At 67.8% G+C, this 16,099-nt stretch carries 19 protein-coding genes; 17 read left to right on the plus strand and 2 right to left on the minus strand.

Features of this window, described 5'->3' with window-relative positions; genetic code table 11:
- Positions 1 to 50: 50 nt before the first annotated feature.
- Positions 51 to 1,274, plus strand: coding sequence for an alkane 1-monooxygenase (locus ABZ319_RS28805; protein WP_354989632.1), 1,224 nt, complete (start codon positions 51 to 53; stop codon positions 1,272 to 1,274).
- Positions 1,274 to 1,444: a rubredoxin gene (locus ABZ319_RS28810; RefSeq protein ID WP_354989633.1), complete on the plus strand. Its 171-nt coding sequence runs from the start codon at positions 1,274 to 1,276 to the stop codon at positions 1,442 to 1,444. The genes ABZ319_RS28805 and ABZ319_RS28810 overlap by 1 nt, the downstream gene beginning before the upstream one ends.
- Positions 1,445 to 1,474: 30 nt before the next feature.
- On the opposite strand, the gene ABZ319_RS28815 is transcribed toward ABZ319_RS28810, so the two are convergent.
- Complete coding sequence (locus ABZ319_RS28815; protein ID WP_354989634.1) at positions 1,475 to 2,086, minus strand: TetR family transcriptional regulator; 612 nt, start codon at positions 2,084 to 2,086, stop codon at positions 1,475 to 1,477.
- Positions 2,087 to 2,196: 110 nt separating this feature from the next.
- On the opposite strand from ABZ319_RS28815, the gene ABZ319_RS28820 reads away from it, so the two are divergent.
- From ABZ319_RS28820 to ABZ319_RS28890, 15 genes are all read left to right on the plus strand, one after another.
- Positions 2,197 to 3,420, plus strand: coding sequence for an alkane 1-monooxygenase (locus ABZ319_RS28820; RefSeq protein ID WP_354989635.1), 1,224 nt, complete (start codon positions 2,197 to 2,199; stop codon positions 3,418 to 3,420).
- Positions 3,420 to 3,611 carry a rubredoxin gene (locus ABZ319_RS28825; RefSeq protein WP_354989636.1) on the plus strand — a complete coding sequence of 64 codons (192 nt, stop codon included), beginning with the start codon at positions 3,420 to 3,422 and terminating at the stop codon, positions 3,609 to 3,611. The genes ABZ319_RS28820 and ABZ319_RS28825 overlap by 1 nt, the downstream gene beginning before the upstream one ends.
- Positions 3,601 to 3,786, plus strand: a complete 186-nt coding sequence (locus tag ABZ319_RS28830; protein ID WP_354989637.1) for a rubredoxin — start codon at positions 3,601 to 3,603, stop codon at positions 3,784 to 3,786. Before ABZ319_RS28825 ends, ABZ319_RS28830 begins: the two co-directional genes overlap by 11 nt.
- Positions 3,783 to 5,012, plus strand: a complete 1,230-nt coding sequence (locus ABZ319_RS28835; RefSeq protein WP_354989638.1) for an FAD-dependent oxidoreductase — start codon at positions 3,783 to 3,785, stop codon at positions 5,010 to 5,012. Before ABZ319_RS28830 ends, ABZ319_RS28835 begins: the two co-directional genes overlap by 4 nt.
- A gap of 276 nt (positions 5,013 to 5,288) precedes the next feature.
- Complete coding sequence (locus ABZ319_RS28840) at positions 5,289 to 6,104, plus strand: ABC transporter permease (RefSeq protein ID WP_354989651.1); 816 nt, start codon at positions 5,289 to 5,291, stop codon at positions 6,102 to 6,104.
- A complete protein-coding gene (locus ABZ319_RS28845; protein ID WP_354989639.1) occupies positions 6,104 to 6,973 on the plus strand; it encodes an ABC transporter permease in 870 nt (289 codons plus the stop codon). Before ABZ319_RS28840 ends, ABZ319_RS28845 begins: the two co-directional genes overlap by 1 nt.
- Positions 6,974 to 6,976: 3 nt before the next feature.
- Entirely contained in the window at positions 6,977 to 8,005 is a 1,029-nt protein-coding gene (locus tag ABZ319_RS28850; RefSeq protein ID WP_354989640.1) for an MlaD family protein, read from the plus strand.
- Entirely contained in the window at positions 8,002 to 9,009 is a 1,008-nt protein-coding gene (locus ABZ319_RS28855) for an MCE family protein (RefSeq protein WP_354989641.1), read from the plus strand. Before ABZ319_RS28850 ends, ABZ319_RS28855 begins: the two co-directional genes overlap by 4 nt.
- The gene (locus tag ABZ319_RS28860; RefSeq protein WP_354989642.1) at positions 9,006 to 10,019 is read left to right on the plus strand and encodes an MlaD family protein; all 1,014 of its coding nucleotides are present in this window, start codon (positions 9,006 to 9,008) and stop codon (positions 10,017 to 10,019) included. The genes ABZ319_RS28855 and ABZ319_RS28860 overlap by 4 nt, the downstream gene beginning before the upstream one ends.
- Positions 10,019 to 10,936 carry an MCE family protein gene (locus tag ABZ319_RS28865; RefSeq protein WP_354989643.1) on the plus strand — a complete coding sequence of 306 codons (918 nt, stop codon included), beginning with the start codon at positions 10,019 to 10,021 and terminating at the stop codon, positions 10,934 to 10,936. Before ABZ319_RS28860 ends, ABZ319_RS28865 begins: the two co-directional genes overlap by 1 nt.
- Positions 10,933 to 11,940, plus strand: a complete 1,008-nt coding sequence (locus ABZ319_RS28870) for an MlaD family protein (protein ID WP_354989644.1) — start codon at positions 10,933 to 10,935, stop codon at positions 11,938 to 11,940. The genes ABZ319_RS28865 and ABZ319_RS28870 overlap by 4 nt, the downstream gene beginning before the upstream one ends.
- Positions 11,937 to 12,887: an MlaD family protein gene (locus tag ABZ319_RS28875; protein ID WP_354989645.1), complete on the plus strand. Its 951-nt coding sequence runs from the start codon at positions 11,937 to 11,939 to the stop codon at positions 12,885 to 12,887. Before ABZ319_RS28870 ends, ABZ319_RS28875 begins: the two co-directional genes overlap by 4 nt.
- A 14-nt stretch (positions 12,888 to 12,901) precedes the next feature.
- A complete protein-coding gene (locus ABZ319_RS28880) occupies positions 12,902 to 13,756 on the plus strand; it encodes a hypothetical protein (RefSeq protein ID WP_354989646.1) in 855 nt (284 codons plus the stop codon).
- Positions 13,757 to 13,764: 8 nt separating this feature from the next.
- The gene (locus ABZ319_RS28885; RefSeq protein WP_354989647.1) at positions 13,765 to 14,397 is read left to right on the plus strand and encodes a TetR/AcrR family transcriptional regulator; all 633 of its coding nucleotides are present in this window, start codon (positions 13,765 to 13,767) and stop codon (positions 14,395 to 14,397) included.
- Positions 14,394 to 15,029 carry a TetR/AcrR family transcriptional regulator gene (locus ABZ319_RS28890; RefSeq protein WP_354989648.1) on the plus strand — a complete coding sequence of 212 codons (636 nt, stop codon included), beginning with the start codon at positions 14,394 to 14,396 and terminating at the stop codon, positions 15,027 to 15,029. Before ABZ319_RS28885 ends, ABZ319_RS28890 begins: the two co-directional genes overlap by 4 nt.
- Here ABZ319_RS28890 and ABZ319_RS28895 read toward each other — a convergent pair.
- Positions 15,026 to 15,805 carry an SDR family oxidoreductase gene (locus ABZ319_RS28895; RefSeq protein ID WP_354989649.1) on the minus strand — a complete coding sequence of 260 codons (780 nt, stop codon included), beginning with the start codon at positions 15,803 to 15,805 and terminating at the stop codon, positions 15,026 to 15,028. The two genes, ABZ319_RS28890 and ABZ319_RS28895, sit on opposite strands and share 4 nt — an antisense overlap.
- Positions 15,806 to 16,099 lie beyond the last annotated feature (294 nt).

The raw sequence follows: 16,099 nt of genomic DNA on the forward strand, positions 1-16,099 counted from the left end.
GCGTCGCTGAATACACTGCGCCAGCAGTTGTATTCGAGGAAAGATCGACAATGACGACGTCTCGTACCGAGGAGTCGCGGGAGGTCGCGCCGCCGCGGTGGCGTGATCGCAACCGCTACTTCTGGTTGTTCGGACTGGTGCCGCCGACCGCCGTGTTCGTGGCCACCGGGTTGGTGTGGGTGTTCGGGCTGCTGGGCTGGCAGGCCGTGTCCCCGGTGTGGTGGTGGCTCGGGCCGCTGCTGGTGTACACGTTGTTGCCGGCGATGGATCGGCTCTTCCTGCCCGATCTGGAGAATCCGCCCGAGGCCGCGATGGCGTGGCTCGAGCAGGACAGGTACTACCGCTACTGCGTGTACGCCTACATTCCGTGCCAGCTGCTGAGCCTGGTCTACGGCTGCTACCTGTGGACCGCGACGGAGCTGTCCTGGCTCGGGCTCGACGGCGGGCTCGACACGGTGTCGCGGGTCGGGCTGGCGCTGACCGTCGGGGTCATGGGCGGGGTCGGCATCAACACCGCGCACGAGCTCGGGCACAAGAAGACCGACCTCGAGCGCTGGCTCTCCAAGATCACGCTGGCGCAGACGTTCTACGGGCACTTCTACATCGAGCACAATCGCGGCCATCACGTGCGCGTCGCGACGCCCGAGGATCCGGCCAGCGCGCGTTTCGGCGAATCGCTGTGGATGTTCCTGCCACGCAGCGTGTGGGGGAGTCTGCGCTCGGCCTGGGCGCTGGAGGCCGCGCGCTTCAAGCGAATGGACAAGGGCCCGTGGACGATCCGCAACGACGTACTCAATGCCTGGCTGATGTCGGCGGTGCTGTGGGGCGCGCTGGTCGCGGTGTTCGGCCCGTGGGTACTGCCGTTCCTGCTGATCCAGGGCGTCTACGGCTTCGCACTGCTGGAGACGGTGAACTACATCGAGCACTACGGCCTGCTGCGCCAGCGCACGGCCCGCGGGCGCTACGAGCGCTGCACGGCCGCGCACAGCTGGAACTCCAACCACATCGCCACCAATATCGTGCTCTACCACCTGCAACGGCACAGTGATCATCACGCCAACCCCACCCGCCGCTATCAGACCCTGCGCACGGTGGACGGCGCGCCCAACCTGCCCGCCGGATACCCCAGCATGATCGGGCTTGCCTACTTCCCGCCGCTGTGGCGCAAGGTCATGGACCATCGCGTGCTCACCCACTACGACGGTGACATCACCCGCGCGAACATCCAGCCCGGTAAACGCGACCGCGTCCTGGCGAAGTACGGGGTGCGGTGATGGCCGCCTATCGCTGCCCGGTCTGCGAGTACGTCTACGACGAGGCGCGCGGCGCGCCCCGCGAGGGCTTCCCGGCGGGCACGCCCTGGTCGGAGGTGCCGCCGGACTGGTGCTGTCCGGACTGCGGCGTCCGCGAGCAGATCGACTTCGAACCTGTCACGGGCACTTAGCCTTTCAAGCCCGGCGGCCCGTCGCGCCGGCTACCGCGCCGGCAGGTTCGCGAACGCGCCCGCGACCACCGTGTGAATCTGCCCGACGGCCCGGTCGATCGGGCCGGTGGGCTGGAACAGATGGCTCAGCGCAAGTCGCACAAGGGTTTCGGTGATGGCGGCCAGTTCGTCGTCACCGACCTCGGCGAGGGTGTACTGCCCGCGGATCATCAGCGTGACCGCCGTGATCGCCCGCCCGAGCACCGGTTCGGTCTCGGTCATCAGCACCGGCAGCAGTGCGGTGTCCGGCGCGGTGCGGCCCGCGAGCGCCGCCTTGAGCAGGGTGTTGTCCGCGCCCGTGCGCAGCGTGAACTCGACCGCCGCGCGAATGCCGAGCACGACGTCGCCGGGCTGCGCGGCCAGACATTCGGCGATGCCGGCCAGGAAGGTGTCGACCTCCTGGCTGATGACCACTTCGGCCAGCTCGTGCTTGTTGGCGAACTCCTTGTACAGCACCGGGCGGCTGACCCCGACCTCCTTGGCCAGCCGGGACATGTTCACCGCGCCCCAGCCTTCGGCGACCACGATGCGCCGGCCGGTGTCGATGATCCGTTCGCGCAGGAGCTTGCGCATATCGCTCTGAAAGTTCGGGGCTGCGGCCACGCGCTGATCGTACATGGGCCCTCGATCCGTCTCGTTCATTGACATTTTCAAGACGAGTGTATCTACTGGATACACTTCGAGCAGAAGTGTAAATGTCTAGGAGATCGACAATGACGACGTCTCGTACCGGGGAGGCCCGCGATGTCGTGCCGCCGCAGTGGCATGACCGCAAGCGCTACCTCTGGCTCTTCGGCCTGGTCGCACCGACCGCCGTATTCCTCACCACCGGTTTCGTGTGGGTGTTCAATCAGCTCGGCTGGCAGGCCGTTGCCCCGGTGTGGTGGTGGATCGGCCCGCTGCTGGTCTACGTGCTGCTGCCGATCCTGGACCGCTTCTTCGGTCCCGACGGGCAGAACCCGCCGGACGAGGTCATGGAGTGGCTCGAGAACGACCGGTACTACCGCTACTGCGTGTACGCCTACATCCCGTTCCAGCTGCTGAGCCTGATCTACGCCTGCTACCTGTGGACCGCGACGGACCTGTCCTGGCTGGGCGTGGACGGCGGGCTGAGCCTGATCTCCAAGTTCGGCCTGGCGCTGAGCATCGGCGTGGTCGGCGGCGTCGGCATCAACACCGCGCACGAACTCGGCCACAAGAAAGAGGAGCTCGAGCGCTGGCTGTCGAAGGTCACCCTGGCGCAGACCTTCTACGGGCACTTCTACATCGAGCACAATCGCGGCCATCACGTGCGCGTCGCGACCCCGGAGGACCCGGCCAGTTCGCGCTTCGGCGAATCGTTCTGGACCTTCCTGCCGCGCAGCGTCTGGGGCAGCCTGCGCTCGTCCTGGGAACTCGAGGCCACGCGCTTGCGGCGTCTGGGCAAGCACCCGTGGACGATTCACAACGACGTGCTCAACGCCTGGCTGATGTCGGTCGTGCTGTGGGGCGCGCTCGCGGTGGCCTTCGGCCCGATGGTGCTGCCGTTCCTGGTGATTCAGGGCGTCTACGGCTTCGCGCTGCTCGAGACGGTCAACTACCTCGAGCACTACGGCCTGCTGCGCCAGCGCACCGCGAGCGGGCGCTACGAGCGCTGCACCCCCGCGCACAGCTGGAACTCCGATCACATCGTGACCAACATCTTCCTGTACCACCTGCAGCGGCACAGCGATCATCACGCCAATCCCACCCGGCGCTACCAGATCCTGCGCAGCATGGACGGCGCTCCCAATCTGCCCAGCGGTTACGCCAGCATGATCGGCCTGGCCTACTTCCCGCCGCTGTGGCGCAAGGTGATGGACCACCGGGTGCTGAACCACTACGCCGGTGACATCTCCCGGGTGAACATCCAGCCCGCCAAGCGCGAGCGCGTCCTGGCCAAGTACGGGGTGCGCTGATGGCCGCCTATGCCTGCCCGGTGTGCGATTACGTGTACGACGAGACCGCCGGAGCGCCCCGCGAGGGCTTCCCGGCGGGCACCCCCTGGTCGGCGGTACCGGACGACTGGTGCTGCCCCGACTGCGGCGTCCGCGAGAAGTTCGACTTCGAATCCACCTCCGCGAGTACAGGACCCGATCATGAGCACTGACTACAAACTCTTCCGCTGCCTGGTGTGCGGCTTCGAGTACGACGAGACCCTGGGCTGGCCGGAGGACGGTATCGAGCCCGGCACCCGCTGGGCCGACATCCCCGAGGACTGGTCCTGCCCGGATTGCGGTGCGGCCAAGGCCGATTTCGAGATGGTGGAGGTCAGCCGCTCGTGACGAACGGCCGCATTGTCATCGTGGGCGCCGGGATCGCGGGCGCCACCGCGGCCCGGACCCTGCGCACCGCCGGGTACACCGGTGCGATCGTGCTGATCGGCGCGGAGGACGAGCTGCCCTACCGGCGGCCCATGGTGTCCAAGGAGATGCTCGCCGGCACCGCGGTGGAGCGGCGAACCCTGCTGGAGCCCGGTGAGTTCTGGCAGTCGAACGCCATCGAGGTGCGCACCGGGGTCACCGTCGCGAGCATCGAGCCCGACCGCGCGCGGGTACTGCTGACCGATGGGGAGGAGCTCGGCTACGACAGCCTGCTGCTGGCCACCGGTGCGCGCCCGCGCGGGCTGCCCGGCGCGGGGGCGGGGGTGCACACCCTGCGCGGGCGCTCCGATGTCGCGGCCGTGCGCTCGGCCATCGACGCGGGCTCGCTGCTGATCGTGGGCGCGGGCCTGATCGGCTGCGAGGTCGCGTCGACCGCGACGAAACTCGGTGCGCGGGTGACGATGCTCGACGCCGGAGCCGCCCCGCTGGACCGGATCGCGCCGCCGGTGATCGGTGAGTTCATTCGAAAACTGCACGCCGACAATGGCGTCGATGTGGTCGGCGGGGTGTTGCTGACCGATATCGAGCAGACCGCCCCCGGGACGGTGACCGCCACCGCCGAGGACGGCCGGGCCTGGAACGCGCACGCGGCCCTGGTTGCTATCGGTGCGATACCGAACATCTCGCTCGCCTCGGCGGCCGGTATCGCCGTTGCGGACGGCATCCTGGTCGACGAGCGCTATCGCACCAGTGCGCCCGGGGTCTACGCGGCGGGCGACGTCGCGGCCCGGCTCGATCTCGACACCGGCGTGCACCGTCGCGACGAGCACTGGAACAGCGCGCAGGCCCAGGGCGCCGCGGCCGCCGCGGCCATGCTCGGCACCGCGCCCGAGACGGCCGAGGTCTGCTGGGGCTGGTCGACGCAGTACGGCTTGAACATCCAGTTCGCGGGCCGGATCGAGCCGACGGACGAACTGGTCGTCCGCGGGGCGCCGGGCACCCCCGACCTCACCGTGCTCGGGTTGCGCGAAGGCAGGCTCGCCGGTGCGGTCGGCATCGGCCGTCCCGCCGACATTCGCGCCGCCCGCGAGCTCATCGCCCGGCGCACGGTGCTGGATCCCGCGGTGTGCGCCGACGAAACGGTGCTCTTGGCGGCTCTCGTCGACCTCGCCCGAGCCATTAATTGAATCGCAAGCGAGCTAATAACTCGCAATAAGTGAAATACCGCCGAATCAATTTTTTGATCGGCGGTATTTTCGATTGCCGATCCATTGCTGAAAATCTCCGGCAGCCACCGGCATTGAAAATAGGTTGGGCATTTTTCCCCCGAACCAGCCGGTCAGTCAAGCATTCTCACGAACCCCGTGAAGACTGACACGTCAGTCCGAAATCTGTATTACTGTTCGGCCGGTCGGCAACGACCAACAGGGGCAGTGGGGTGGTAAGCATTGGTCGACAAGGTCATTCGGGGGTCTGATCCGCTGGCGCGGCAGGCGATCGAGTTCGTACTCTCCGGGCTGCGCACATTCGGGCGCACCCTGCAATTGGCCGTAGCGGCGTTCCGCTACCTGATCACCGACACCGTCGCTCTCAAACACCCGTGGCGCGACACCCTGCAGCAGGGCTGGTTCATCGTCAGCGTGACCGCCATTCCCGCTGTGCTGGTCGCCATTCCGTTCGGCGTCATCGTCGCGGTGCAGGTCGGCAGCCTGACCCAGCAGGTCGGTGCGAGCTCGGTCTCGGGCGCGGCGGGCGGACTCGGGGTGATCCGCCAGGGCGCGCCCATGGTGACCGCGCTGCTGCTCGGCGGCGCGGCCGGTTCGGCCATCGCCGCCGACCTCGGCGCGCGCACCATTCGCGACGAGGTGGACGCGCTGCGCACCATGGGCATCGACCCGGTGCGGCGGCTGGTGGCCCCGCGCCTGGCGGCCATGCTCGCACTCACGCCGCTGCTGTGCATGCTGATCATCTTCATGGGCGTGTTCACCGGCTACGTGATCGCGGTTGGCTTCCAGGGCGTCACCCCCGGCAGCTACCTCTCGGCCTTCTCCGCTTTCGCCAAGATGAGCGATCTGGCCGTGGCGATCGTGAAATCGATGCTCTTCGGGGTCATCGTGCTCATCGTGTCCTGTCAGCGGGGGCTCGAGGCCACGCACGGACCCAAGGGCGTCGCCAACGCCGTGAACGCGGCGGTGGTGATCGGCGTCATCGCCGCGTTCGGGGTGAATCTCGTTATCACCCAGCTGGTTTCGATGTTCCTACCGCAGCAGGTGGGCTGATGACGCAGGTTCCCGCCCGCTATCACGCCCTCGGCACGGCGGGCCGGGTAGCCGAGCGCGGCGCCCGCGCCCCGTTGAACGTCTTCGAATCCCTCGGGCACCAGGCGACTTTCGTCTACGAGGTGCTGGCCGCGATTCCGCACACGCTGCGGGTGTACCGCCGCCAGACCATGCTGATCCTGTCCGACATCACCTGGGGTTCCGGAGCGATCATCGTGGGCGGCGGCACCGTGGCGGTGCTGGCCTTCCTGGGCATCGCGGTCGGCGGCTCCATCGGCGTGGAGGGTTTCACCGCACTGAACATGGTCGGCATGGGCCCGCTGACCGGATTCGTCTCGGCCTACGCCAACACCCGGGAGATGGCGCCCATGGTGGCCGCCATCGGCTTCGCCGCCCAGGCCGGGTGCCGCATGACGGCGGAGATCGGCGCCATGCGCATCTCCGAGGAGATCGACGCGCTCGAGGCCATCGGCATCCGGCCGATGCCCTTCGTGGTGACCACCCGCGTCATCGCCGGGGTCGTCACCATCGTGCCGCTGCACCTGCTCACCCTCATCCTGTCGTACCTGTCCTGCGCGACGGTCGTGAACGTGCTGCACGGGCAGTCCTCGGGCACCTACTACCACTACTTCAATGCCTTCCTGCAACCCGGAGACGTCGTAGCGTCGCTGGTCAAGGCGACAATTTTCGTCATCGCCATCATTCTCATCCACGGCTACCAGGGCTTCTACGCCACCGGCGGACCCGAGGGCGTGGGCCGGGCCTCGGGCCGGGCCATCCGCGCCAGTCTGGTGCTGGTGGTCATCCTGGACATGATCCTCACCATTGTGATCTGGGGCCTGGATGTCGGCATTCGGATCTCGGGGTGAGTCATGGGTGTGTTTCAGGATCATTCCGGCCGGGCCGCGGGCCCGTGGCTGCTGCGTCTGCGCGGAGTGGTGTTCGCGATCGTCATCGTCGTCGTGGCGATCGTCGTGAGTTCTTATGCGCGTGGATCTTTCGCCGATAGGTTCGCCCTCACCATCGACGCCGCGACCCTCGGCGAGGGCTTGGCGCCCGGCGCGGAGGTGAAATTCCGCGGCTACGCCATCGGCACCGTGCGCGAGGTGACCACGGTCGGCTACGGGCAGCAGCGCATCGAGATCGAGATCGAACGGGATCAGGCCGGCGCGCTGACCGACGACGTGACCGCGCGGTTCACCTCCTCGAATGTCTTCGGCTCCAGCGCGATCGAACTCGTCGCCGGCGCCGGCGGCGGACCGCTGGCGGAGAACTCGGTGCTGAGCATCGGGGAGAACGCCACCAACGCGACGGTGTCCGGGGTCTTCCGCCGCGCGGCCCGGCTCACCACGGTGCTCGACTCCGACACGGTCCGAAGGCTTTTCGATCTGCTGCTGGACAACGCCGACAGCCTGGGACCGGCGCTGAAGTCCTTCTTCGAGACCGCCCGCATGCTCGCGGACGGCCAGCGCGCACCCCTGGGTCACTACCTGGCGATCGGCGGCGACATGACCGGCGCCTTCGCCGACCTGACCCCGTCGGTGGGGCACGCCATCCTGGCGGTGCTCGAACAGAGCGCCTACTTCGGCGACCCGGGCAACCGGGCGCGCACCAACACCGCCACCGACGGCATCGATCAGGCCGTGCTGATCGGCATCTCGGATCTGCTGGCGCGCAACAATCCCGAACTGGAGAAGGTGCTGGGCGGCGTCCTGGATCTGGCGGTGCCGATCGCGGTGTCGGTGGGTTCGGCCGTCCCCGCCTACCACCGCGTCCCGGCGCTGCTGAACGCCATGGACGGCGCCTTCTCCGCGCAGGACGGCCGTATTCGATTGCAGGTCGAGCTGATCGCGAAAACCATGCCCTACCTCGCCGATTCACTTCCGGAGGGCGCTCGATGAACGAGATCGCCAAATCCTCGCTCAAACTCGTGGTCTTCCTGCTCGTCGTGGCGGGCTGCTCGGTGTTCGTGGTCACCGCGCTGCGCACGCCCATCCCGGGCGAGAAGGTCACCTACGACGCGATTTTCACCGATGTCTCGGGTCTGTTCGCCGGTGATTCGGTGCGCATGTCCGGGGTCGCGGTGGGCAAGGTCGAGACGGTCGAGCTCGACGGCCCGCGCGCCCGGGTGCGCTTCACCGTCGATCGGCAGCGCGCGGTATACGACAACACCGAGGCCGCCGTGCGCTATCAGAACCTCATCGGCCAGCGCTACGTCGAACTGCTGACCGAGGGCCCGCCCGGGGCGGAACTCGCCGCGGGCGCGACGATCCCGGTGCAGCGCACCATTCCCAGCTTCGATGTGTCCAAGCTGTTCAACGGCTTCAAGCCGATGTTCGAGACCCTGGATCCCGCGCAGCTCAACCAATTCGGCGACAACCTGCTGCGGGTCATCCAGGGCGACGGATCCGGCATCGGACCGGTGCTGGCCGATGTGGACAAGCTGACAGCGCACGCCCGCAACAGCGAACAGGTCATCGTGCTGCTGATCCGCAACCTGGGCCTGGTGTCGCGGGAACTCGGCGGCAAATCGCAGGCGGTCGGTGATCTGGTGGATCAGCTGAGCGGGATCCTGCGGCAGTTCACCGATCGGACACAGGCCGTGCTCAGCGCCATCGACTCCGCGAAAGCCACTCTCACCCCGTTGATTCCGCTGCTGGAAGGCACGCGGGACGCCTACGACGTGGCCTACGGGCCGATCGACGGGCTGTTGCGCCGGCTGGTCCCGCAGACCGAGCAACTCACCCAGCTGCTGGCGCTGACCCCGGCCCTGGTCACCGGTTTGAACGCCGCCGTGCCCGGGACGGGATATCAGCCGCGCATCACCTGCTCCAACGGCGCGGCCGCGTTACCCGCGACCGCGGACATCATCCTCTCGACGCAGAACCTGGTGGTGTGCAAATGACGGGCCCGGTGCGGTACATGGGTGCGCTCGTTCGCGAGGTCCTGGCCGGGCGCGGCGACCAGCCGACCCAATTGCGCTGGGGCATAGCCGGTGTGGCGGTGTGCTCGGTGCTGCTGCTGGCCGCGGCCGCGCTCTACGTGGTGCCGATCGGGCAGCGCACCTACGTCGCGGACTTCGCGATCTCCGGCGGCGCGCGGGCCGGGGACGAGGTGCGCGTGGCGGGCATCAACGTCGGCAAGATCCGGGAGGTCGAACTGGCCGGCGATCACGTCGAGATCAGCTTCACGGTGAAATCCGATGTGCGCGTGGGTCACGAGTCCACCGCGGAGGTCAAGATGCTGACCCCGATCGGCGGGCACTACCTCGCCGTCGGCCTGGCGGGCGACAAAGAGCTGGGGGACCGGCACATTCCCCGCGAGCGCACCGCCACCCCGTTCGAACTCAGCGACATCCTCGACAAGGGCACGCCGCTGTTCGGCAAGGTGGACGCCACGACCACCCGCGGGACCGTCGAGGAACTCGAGAGGGCGCTGAACGACCAGCCCGACGCGCTGCGCGGGGTGATCACCAACGCCAACGAGCTGACCGGGCTGCTCGCCGAGCGCACCGAGCAGCTCGACACCGCCCTGGAGGTCTCGGACGAATACGTCGCCGCGATAGCGGACGACCGGGCGATCCTGGCCGACTTCGTCCGTCAGCTCGGCACGGTCGCCGATTCGCTCGGCAATCGCAAGGCCGACATCGTCGGGGTGTTCAACCTGGTCAAGCGGCTGCTGTTGATCATCAACCGGCCGGTCATGGCGTACGGGGACACCCTCGAGCCGCCCATCACCGAGATCGAGCAGCTCTTCTCCAAGGTCTTCGACGACCCGAACCGGATCGACGTCGTCATCGCTTCCCTGCGCGACGTGATCGGCAGACTGAACGGCCTGCTCGGGACCCGGGTGCGGGTGGACACACCCGGCGCGGGCGTACAGGTCTGCATTCCCTACGAAGGCAAGGCGTGCTGATGAGATGGGGCAGAACAGCACTCGCCGCCGGAGTCGCCGCGGTGGTGGTGGCGACCGGCGTGGTGGCGGTGACGTGGGCCGGGACCGTGCGGGAGACCTCGCACAGCGTCTGCGCCGAATTCGCGGACACCGTGGGCCTGTACGAGGGCAACAGCGTGACCATGCTCGGCGTGGAGATCGGCACGGTGTCCGGGATCGAATCCCTGGGCAACCGCATGCGGGTCACCATGGATGTGCGGGAGGGCGTGCGGTTGCCCGCCGACATCGAGGCCGTCACGATGTCCAGCTCCATCGTGACCGACCGGCACGTGGAGCTGACCAAACCCTTCACCGGCGGTGCGCGTTTCGACACCGCGCAGTGCATTCCGCTGGCCCGGACCAAGACCCCCATCGGCATCAGCGAGGCCCTGGACGCCATGGGCAGGCTGTCGGAGGATCTGACCGGCGGCACGGCGACCGACACCCTGCTCGACGACACCCTCGTCGCCGCCGATCGCGCCATCGACGGCACCGGGCAGCAGTGGAATCAACTGCTGCAGCGGCTGTCCGCGGTGGTCGGCGACCCGAACTCGCGCGACGTGGTGTTCCGGCGGCTCATCGATAATCTGGACCAGCTGACCGCCATGTTCGTCACCAACTGGCCGGACATGGTCGCGGTGCTGGACAACCTGCGGGCCGGGCTGCAACTGATCGGCGAGTTCTCCCAGGAATTCGCCGGGGCGGTGGACATCGCGGTGCAGTTCCTGCCGGTGCTCGCCCGCAATATCGGCAAGTACGACAAACAGGTCTTCGATCTGCTCGACCAGGTGGTGCCGCAGCTGCACGACCTGATCGAGCAGCGCCGCGGCGACATCACCGACCTGCTGTCCCAGCTGCCGCCGCTGGCCGCTCGCCTGCCGCAGGCGGGTGTGCGATGAGGCGCGCGGCGGCCCGGCTGGTCCCGGTGCTCACGGTCGCGGCCCTGGTGCTCACCGGCTGCGGGGTCAAGGCCACCGACATTCCCATCCCCGGCACCTACATCAGCGGTGAAACCTATTCGGTGCGCATCGAATTCGGTTCGGTGCTGAATCTGCCCGACCGCGCCAAGGTGATCAACGAGGGCGTGGAGATCGGCATGCTCGATCACATCGACCTCGTCGGCACCACCGCCGTCGCCACGGTCGACATCGAAGCCGGCGCCAAGTTGCCCCGGTCCACCACGGCCGAACTGCGGCAGAGCACGATCCTGGGCGATATCCACATCGCCCTGGAGGCGCCGAAGAACGCCCCGGCCACCTTCCTGTCCGACGGTGACCTGATCCCGGTGTCGCAGACCGTGCCGGCCACGAACGTGGAGGACATCCTGCGGGCGCTGTCCAATATCGTGACCGGCGGCCGCTGGTCCGACATCCAGCAACTGGTGACCGACGTGAACGCCGCCTTCCCCGCCGATCCCGCGGAACTGGATCGCATCAACCGGGCCGGGCGTGCGGCGCTGAGCGACATGGCCGCGCACACGGCCGAACTGGATCGCATTCTCGTTTCGGCACAACAGATCACCGGCAAACTGGAGTCCGGTCGCGGGTCGATCGACAACATCCTCACCAACGGTCCCGCACGGGCCGCCGGGTTGTCCGACGTGCTGTTCAACGTGGTCAAACTGATCATCAGCGGCGGCGCACTCGCGGGCAACCTCGGCACGCTGATCAACCCCTACCTCGGTGATTTCCGCTCGATCGTGTCGGTCCTCGCGCCCACGGCGGTCACCATCGGCTACTCCGACATCACCCTGTCGGAGAATCTGGAGACGTTCCGGATACTGCTGCGGGACAAACTGATTCCTTTCCTCAATGCCCCAGATGTGCAGATCCGCCGGGTCGACACCCAGGTGCGGGCCGATGAACTCGTGACAACCCTGCGCGCGCTCGGGATGGTGCCATGAAACTCTCGTTCTCGGGTCCGGTCTCGCTCGTCCTGCTGGCGGTGCTGACCCTGGTCTGCGGCAGCTACATGGCCGTGGGCGTGCTGGACATGGACCCGCGCCGGAACACCACCACCGTGACGGTGCTGCTGGACAGCTCGGGTGGCCTGATGCGGACCTCGGAGGTCACCCTTCGCGGCCTGCCCATCGGCCGGGTGCGCGACATCGGCGCGACCACACAGGGTTTGGCGGTCGAGGTCGAGTACGACGCCGACTACCGGATCCCGGCGGGCACCCCCGTCCGCATCGCCAACCTGTCCGCGGCGGGCGAGCAGTTCCTGGACTTCCGCCCCGAGGGGACGGCCGGCCCGTTCCTGCGCGACGGTGACACCGTGCCCCGGAGCCAGGTGCGCGCGGCCAGTACCGTCGGTGAGGCGCTGGCCAAGATGGACGCGCTCACCGCGCAGTTGGATCCGGCCCGGCTCGAGCACCTGGCCACAACCGTCGCCGAGGGCTTCGAGGGCCGCGACGCCGACGTCGCCAACCTCACCCGGGCGCTGGTGAGCACCGCGAATCTGCTGCGGGACAAGCGCGATGCCATCGCGCGCCTGTACGGCAACGTCCAGACCCTGGGCGATCGATTCGACGGCCGCGCACCCGGTCTGAGCGCCGCGGCCGGGGACGTCGACCGTGCGTTGCCCGAGTTGCTGCACATCATCGCCGCGTTCGAGAACTACTCCCACGTCGGCGAACACATCTTCGCCGATCCGATCGGCCCGCTGGTCACCCGGATCGACGAATACCTGCAAGTGATCGGCCCCGACCTCGGGTTCATCGCCACCGCCCTGAAACCGTCCACCAGCGCGCTGAAGCCGCTGCGGGTGGATGCCGGATCGATCGTGGATCTACTGGCCACGGTGTTCCCGGGCGATGGCGCGGCCCACGTCGGCGTCGAGTTTCCGCGATAGGGAGGAACCGATTCATGAGTGAGAACGAACAGCCGGGCAGGACCGAGGCGGTCGCCGAAAGCGTTGCGGCGGTGGATGCCACGGCCACCGAGGCGGCGGCCGCGGCCGGGACCGCCGGGGCCGCGGAACCGATGCCGGCCGGTGCGGTCCCGGGGACCGCGACCGCCGAACCCGCGCTGGAATCCGAAAGTGCTGTACCACCGGAGAATCCGTCGGACTCCCCGGCGGCCGTCCCGGCGCCGTCCGTGCCCGCCCGCGCGGTCCTGACGAAGGAGCCCGCCGATCCGGTCACGCCCGCCGAGCCGGCGGCACCCGCGCCGTCCGAAGGCGTTGCCAAACTGGCGTTCTCGATCATGACCGCGGCCGCCGTGCTGCTGGCGGTCGGTGCGGTGGTGCTCGGGGTGCTGTGGCGCAACAGCGCCACGGACCTGGATGCGCTGCGCACCGATCAGTCCGATCGTGAGATGGCCGCCCAGGTGGCCCAGGACTACACCCTCCGGTCGCTGACCTACGACTACAAGAACCTGCCCGCGTTCTTCTCCGGCGTGCAAACGGGCACCTCCGACGCCCTGCGGGCACGCTACGACGAGGTGCACGACACCCTCGCCAAGATCATGACCGACGCCCAGGTCGTGGCCACGGGGCAGGTCGCGGGAACGTCGGTGCGGGCCAAGGACAATGACCAATACGAGGTACTGGTCTACGCTACCCAGCGCACCAGCAATATTCAGCAGGCGGAACCGGTGACGAAGCCGAATCTGCTCGTGGTGACCGTCGCCCGCAGCGGCGGCGAATGGCTGGTCGTGGATTACGGGCCGAAGGACGCGGGGGACAAGGCCGGAGCAGGCAAGGAAGGAGCCGCGAAATAGCTTCCCGAATGGGCAGGCCGCCACAGCGGGAGTTACCGCTGCGGCGGCGCCGCGAGATCGTCGAAGCCGCCTACGAGGTGTTCACGGCGCAGGGCTACGAGGCCACCGCCATCTCCGAGGTGGCCGCCCGCGCCGGCATCGGCCAGGGCACGGTGTACCGCTACTTCGGCAGCAAACGCGAGATCCTGGACCACGTCATCGATTTCGGTGTCGAGAAGGTGATGCAATCGGTGCGTCCGGAGACGCTGTTCGGCGTGGCCGAGAGCGTCGGTGAGTTGGTGACCGTGGTGCGTGGCGCGGTGGAGCGGGTGTACGAGCTCTACGAGCTCGAGCCGCAGCTGGTGCGCCTGCTGCTGGTGGAGGCCGGAGCCATCGACGAGGAACTGGCCCAGCGCATCTACGGCTTCGAGGGTTTCGTGGCCGCCCTGGTCACCGGCGAGCTGCAGCGCGGTATGAGCGCGGGCTGGATCCGCGCCGACATCGACGCCGAGGTCCTCTCGCACACCATCCTGACCCTGGTCGGCCCCGGCCTGATTCGCGAATTGCACGGCAGCAGTACCCCGTTCACCCGCGAACGCAGCACCGCCGGTCTGCTGTACATGCTGGAGAAGGTGCTCCGGGTCCGCAAGGCGGCCTCGTGAGCGAGGACCCGCGCACGACCCGCCGCGCAGCCCGTCTGGAACAGCGCCGCACCGACCTGGTCACCGCCGCCTACGGCCTGGTCCTGGCCCGCGGCTTCCGTACCATCAGCGTGGACGACATCGCCGTGGCGGCCGGGGTCAGCCACGGCACGTTCTACAACTATTTCGACAACAAGCGCGAGATCCTGGACGCGGTGATCGATCACTGTTTCCGGCACATCCGCACCCTGCTGCTCGGCCCCGAGGGCGACGACTTCCCCGACACGATGGCGGATTTCCGCACGCGCTACGAGCGCGTGATTGATCGCTGCTACGACCTGGTGGCGACCGAGCCCGGCCTGGTGAACTTCCTGCTCCTGGAGGCGTCGTCGATCGACGACCGCGTGATCGAGCGCTGCATCCACAATGCCGGGCGGTACGGCGAACAGGCGATTCAACTGGTGAGCCACGGTATGAAACTGGGCTACCTGGATGCGCGAGTGGACGTGGAGGTGGCCGGTGAGGTGCTGCTCTCGGTCCTGGTGTCGGCGCTGCTGTCCGCGCTGCGCGCCGGCGCGGACGGCCTGACCCAGGAACGAGTTCGCCTGGAACTCACCGACTTCCTGTCCCTCGCGCTCGGCGTCGAGCCCTAGTGCACGGAGAACCCGCCGTCCACGCAAATGGATTGCCCCGTCACGTATCCCGACCCGTTGCCCGCGAGAAAGACGACCGCGCCCGCGAAATCCGCCGCCACCCCGTTGCGCCCCACGAACGTGCGCGCTGCCAGCGCGGCCACCCGCTGCGGATCGGCGGACAGATGGGCGTTCATAGCCGTCTCGACGAATCCCGGCACCAAGGTGTTGCAGGTGACCCCGAACGGCGACCACGCTTCGGCCTGTGACCGGGTGAGCGACTCGAGCCCCCCTTTGGATACTCCGTACGCGCCGCTGTTCACGAACGCCCGCTGCGCCTGCTGGGAAGAGATATGAATGATGCGCCCGAACCCGCGTTCCGCCATCCCCGGCCCGAAGCGCTGACCGAGCAGGAACGGCGCTTCCAGGTTCACCGCCATGGTCCGGTCCCAGACCTCGGGCCCCAATTCCCCGAGCGGCGGCCGTAAATTCACCCCCGCGCAGTTCACCAGGATGTCGGGTTCGCCGAATGTCGCCGCGATCTCTTCGGCCGCCTGCGCGACGCCCTCCCGCGTCCCCAGGTCCGCACTCACCCGGCCGCTCTCCGCGCCTGCGGCCGCGAGCTCTTGCGCCGTCGCTGCCAGCCGCTCGGGATCCCGGGCCACGATCACGATCTTGGCTCCGGCGCGGGCCAGGGCCTCGGTGATTCCGCGGCCGATTCCGGAGCTGCCGCCGGTTACCACGGCGACTCGGCCTTCGAGTGAGAAGAGCCCGGCAAGATACTCGGATGTGGTCACGGGGTAACTCTAGTTTCGGACTTCGCACTGACCAATTCCGAAAGGGTGGAGGGTCTGAATATCGTTGTATCACAATTGAATTGGGCTATGTCTGCTTGCTATTGAGGAGTAGAATGGGGGTATGAATTCGGGAGGGGAATCCACCATCGCGCAGAGTGTCACCGCACACGCTGCCATTGTGGAAGACCTGCTCGAATCTCCTCTGTTCTCGTTGCCCGATGCCGAGTTCATCGAGAAGATGCAGGAACTCGAGACCAGTTTCCGCATGCTCGAAGCGGTGAAGCAACGCTTCGT

It is taken from the genome of Nocardia sp. NPDC005978 (assembly GCF_040614455.1).
In the GTDB taxonomy this organism is placed as follows: Bacteria; Actinomycetota; Actinomycetes; order Mycobacteriales; family Mycobacteriaceae; genus Nocardia.

Excerpts from the sequence above, each read along its gene's own strand:
- ABZ319_RS28805 (WP_354989632.1), top strand. The coding sequence starts at position 51 with ATGACGACGTCTCGTACCGAGGAGTCGCGGGAGGTCGCGCCGCCGCGG.
- ABZ319_RS28810 (WP_354989633.1), top strand. The coding sequence starts at position 1,274 with ATGGCCGCCTATCGCTGCCCGGTCTGCGAGTACGTCTACGACGAGGCG.
- ABZ319_RS28820 (WP_354989635.1), top strand. The coding sequence starts at position 2,197 with ATGACGACGTCTCGTACCGGGGAGGCCCGCGATGTCGTGCCGCCGCAG.
- ABZ319_RS28825 (WP_354989636.1), top strand. The coding sequence starts at position 3,420 with ATGGCCGCCTATGCCTGCCCGGTGTGCGATTACGTGTACGACGAGACC.
- ABZ319_RS28830 (WP_354989637.1), top strand. The coding sequence starts at position 3,601 with ATGAGCACTGACTACAAACTCTTCCGCTGCCTGGTGTGCGGCTTCGAG.
- ABZ319_RS28845 (WP_354989639.1), top strand. The coding sequence starts at position 6,104 with ATGACGCAGGTTCCCGCCCGCTATCACGCCCTCGGCACGGCGGGCCGG.
- ABZ319_RS28850 (WP_354989640.1), top strand. The coding sequence starts at position 6,977 with ATGGGTGTGTTTCAGGATCATTCCGGCCGGGCCGCGGGCCCGTGGCTG.
- ABZ319_RS28855 (WP_354989641.1), top strand. The coding sequence starts at position 8,002 with ATGAACGAGATCGCCAAATCCTCGCTCAAACTCGTGGTCTTCCTGCTC.
- ABZ319_RS28860 (WP_354989642.1), top strand. The coding sequence starts at position 9,006 with ATGACGGGCCCGGTGCGGTACATGGGTGCGCTCGTTCGCGAGGTCCTG.
- ABZ319_RS28865 (WP_354989643.1), top strand. The coding sequence starts at position 10,019 with ATGAGATGGGGCAGAACAGCACTCGCCGCCGGAGTCGCCGCGGTGGTG.
- ABZ319_RS28870 (WP_354989644.1), top strand. The coding sequence starts at position 10,933 with ATGAGGCGCGCGGCGGCCCGGCTGGTCCCGGTGCTCACGGTCGCGGCC.
- ABZ319_RS28875 (WP_354989645.1), top strand. The coding sequence starts at position 11,937 with ATGAAACTCTCGTTCTCGGGTCCGGTCTCGCTCGTCCTGCTGGCGGTG.
- ABZ319_RS28880 (WP_354989646.1), top strand. The coding sequence starts at position 12,902 with ATGAGTGAGAACGAACAGCCGGGCAGGACCGAGGCGGTCGCCGAAAGC.
- ABZ319_RS28885 (WP_354989647.1), top strand. The coding sequence starts at position 13,765 with ATGGGCAGGCCGCCACAGCGGGAGTTACCGCTGCGGCGGCGCCGCGAG.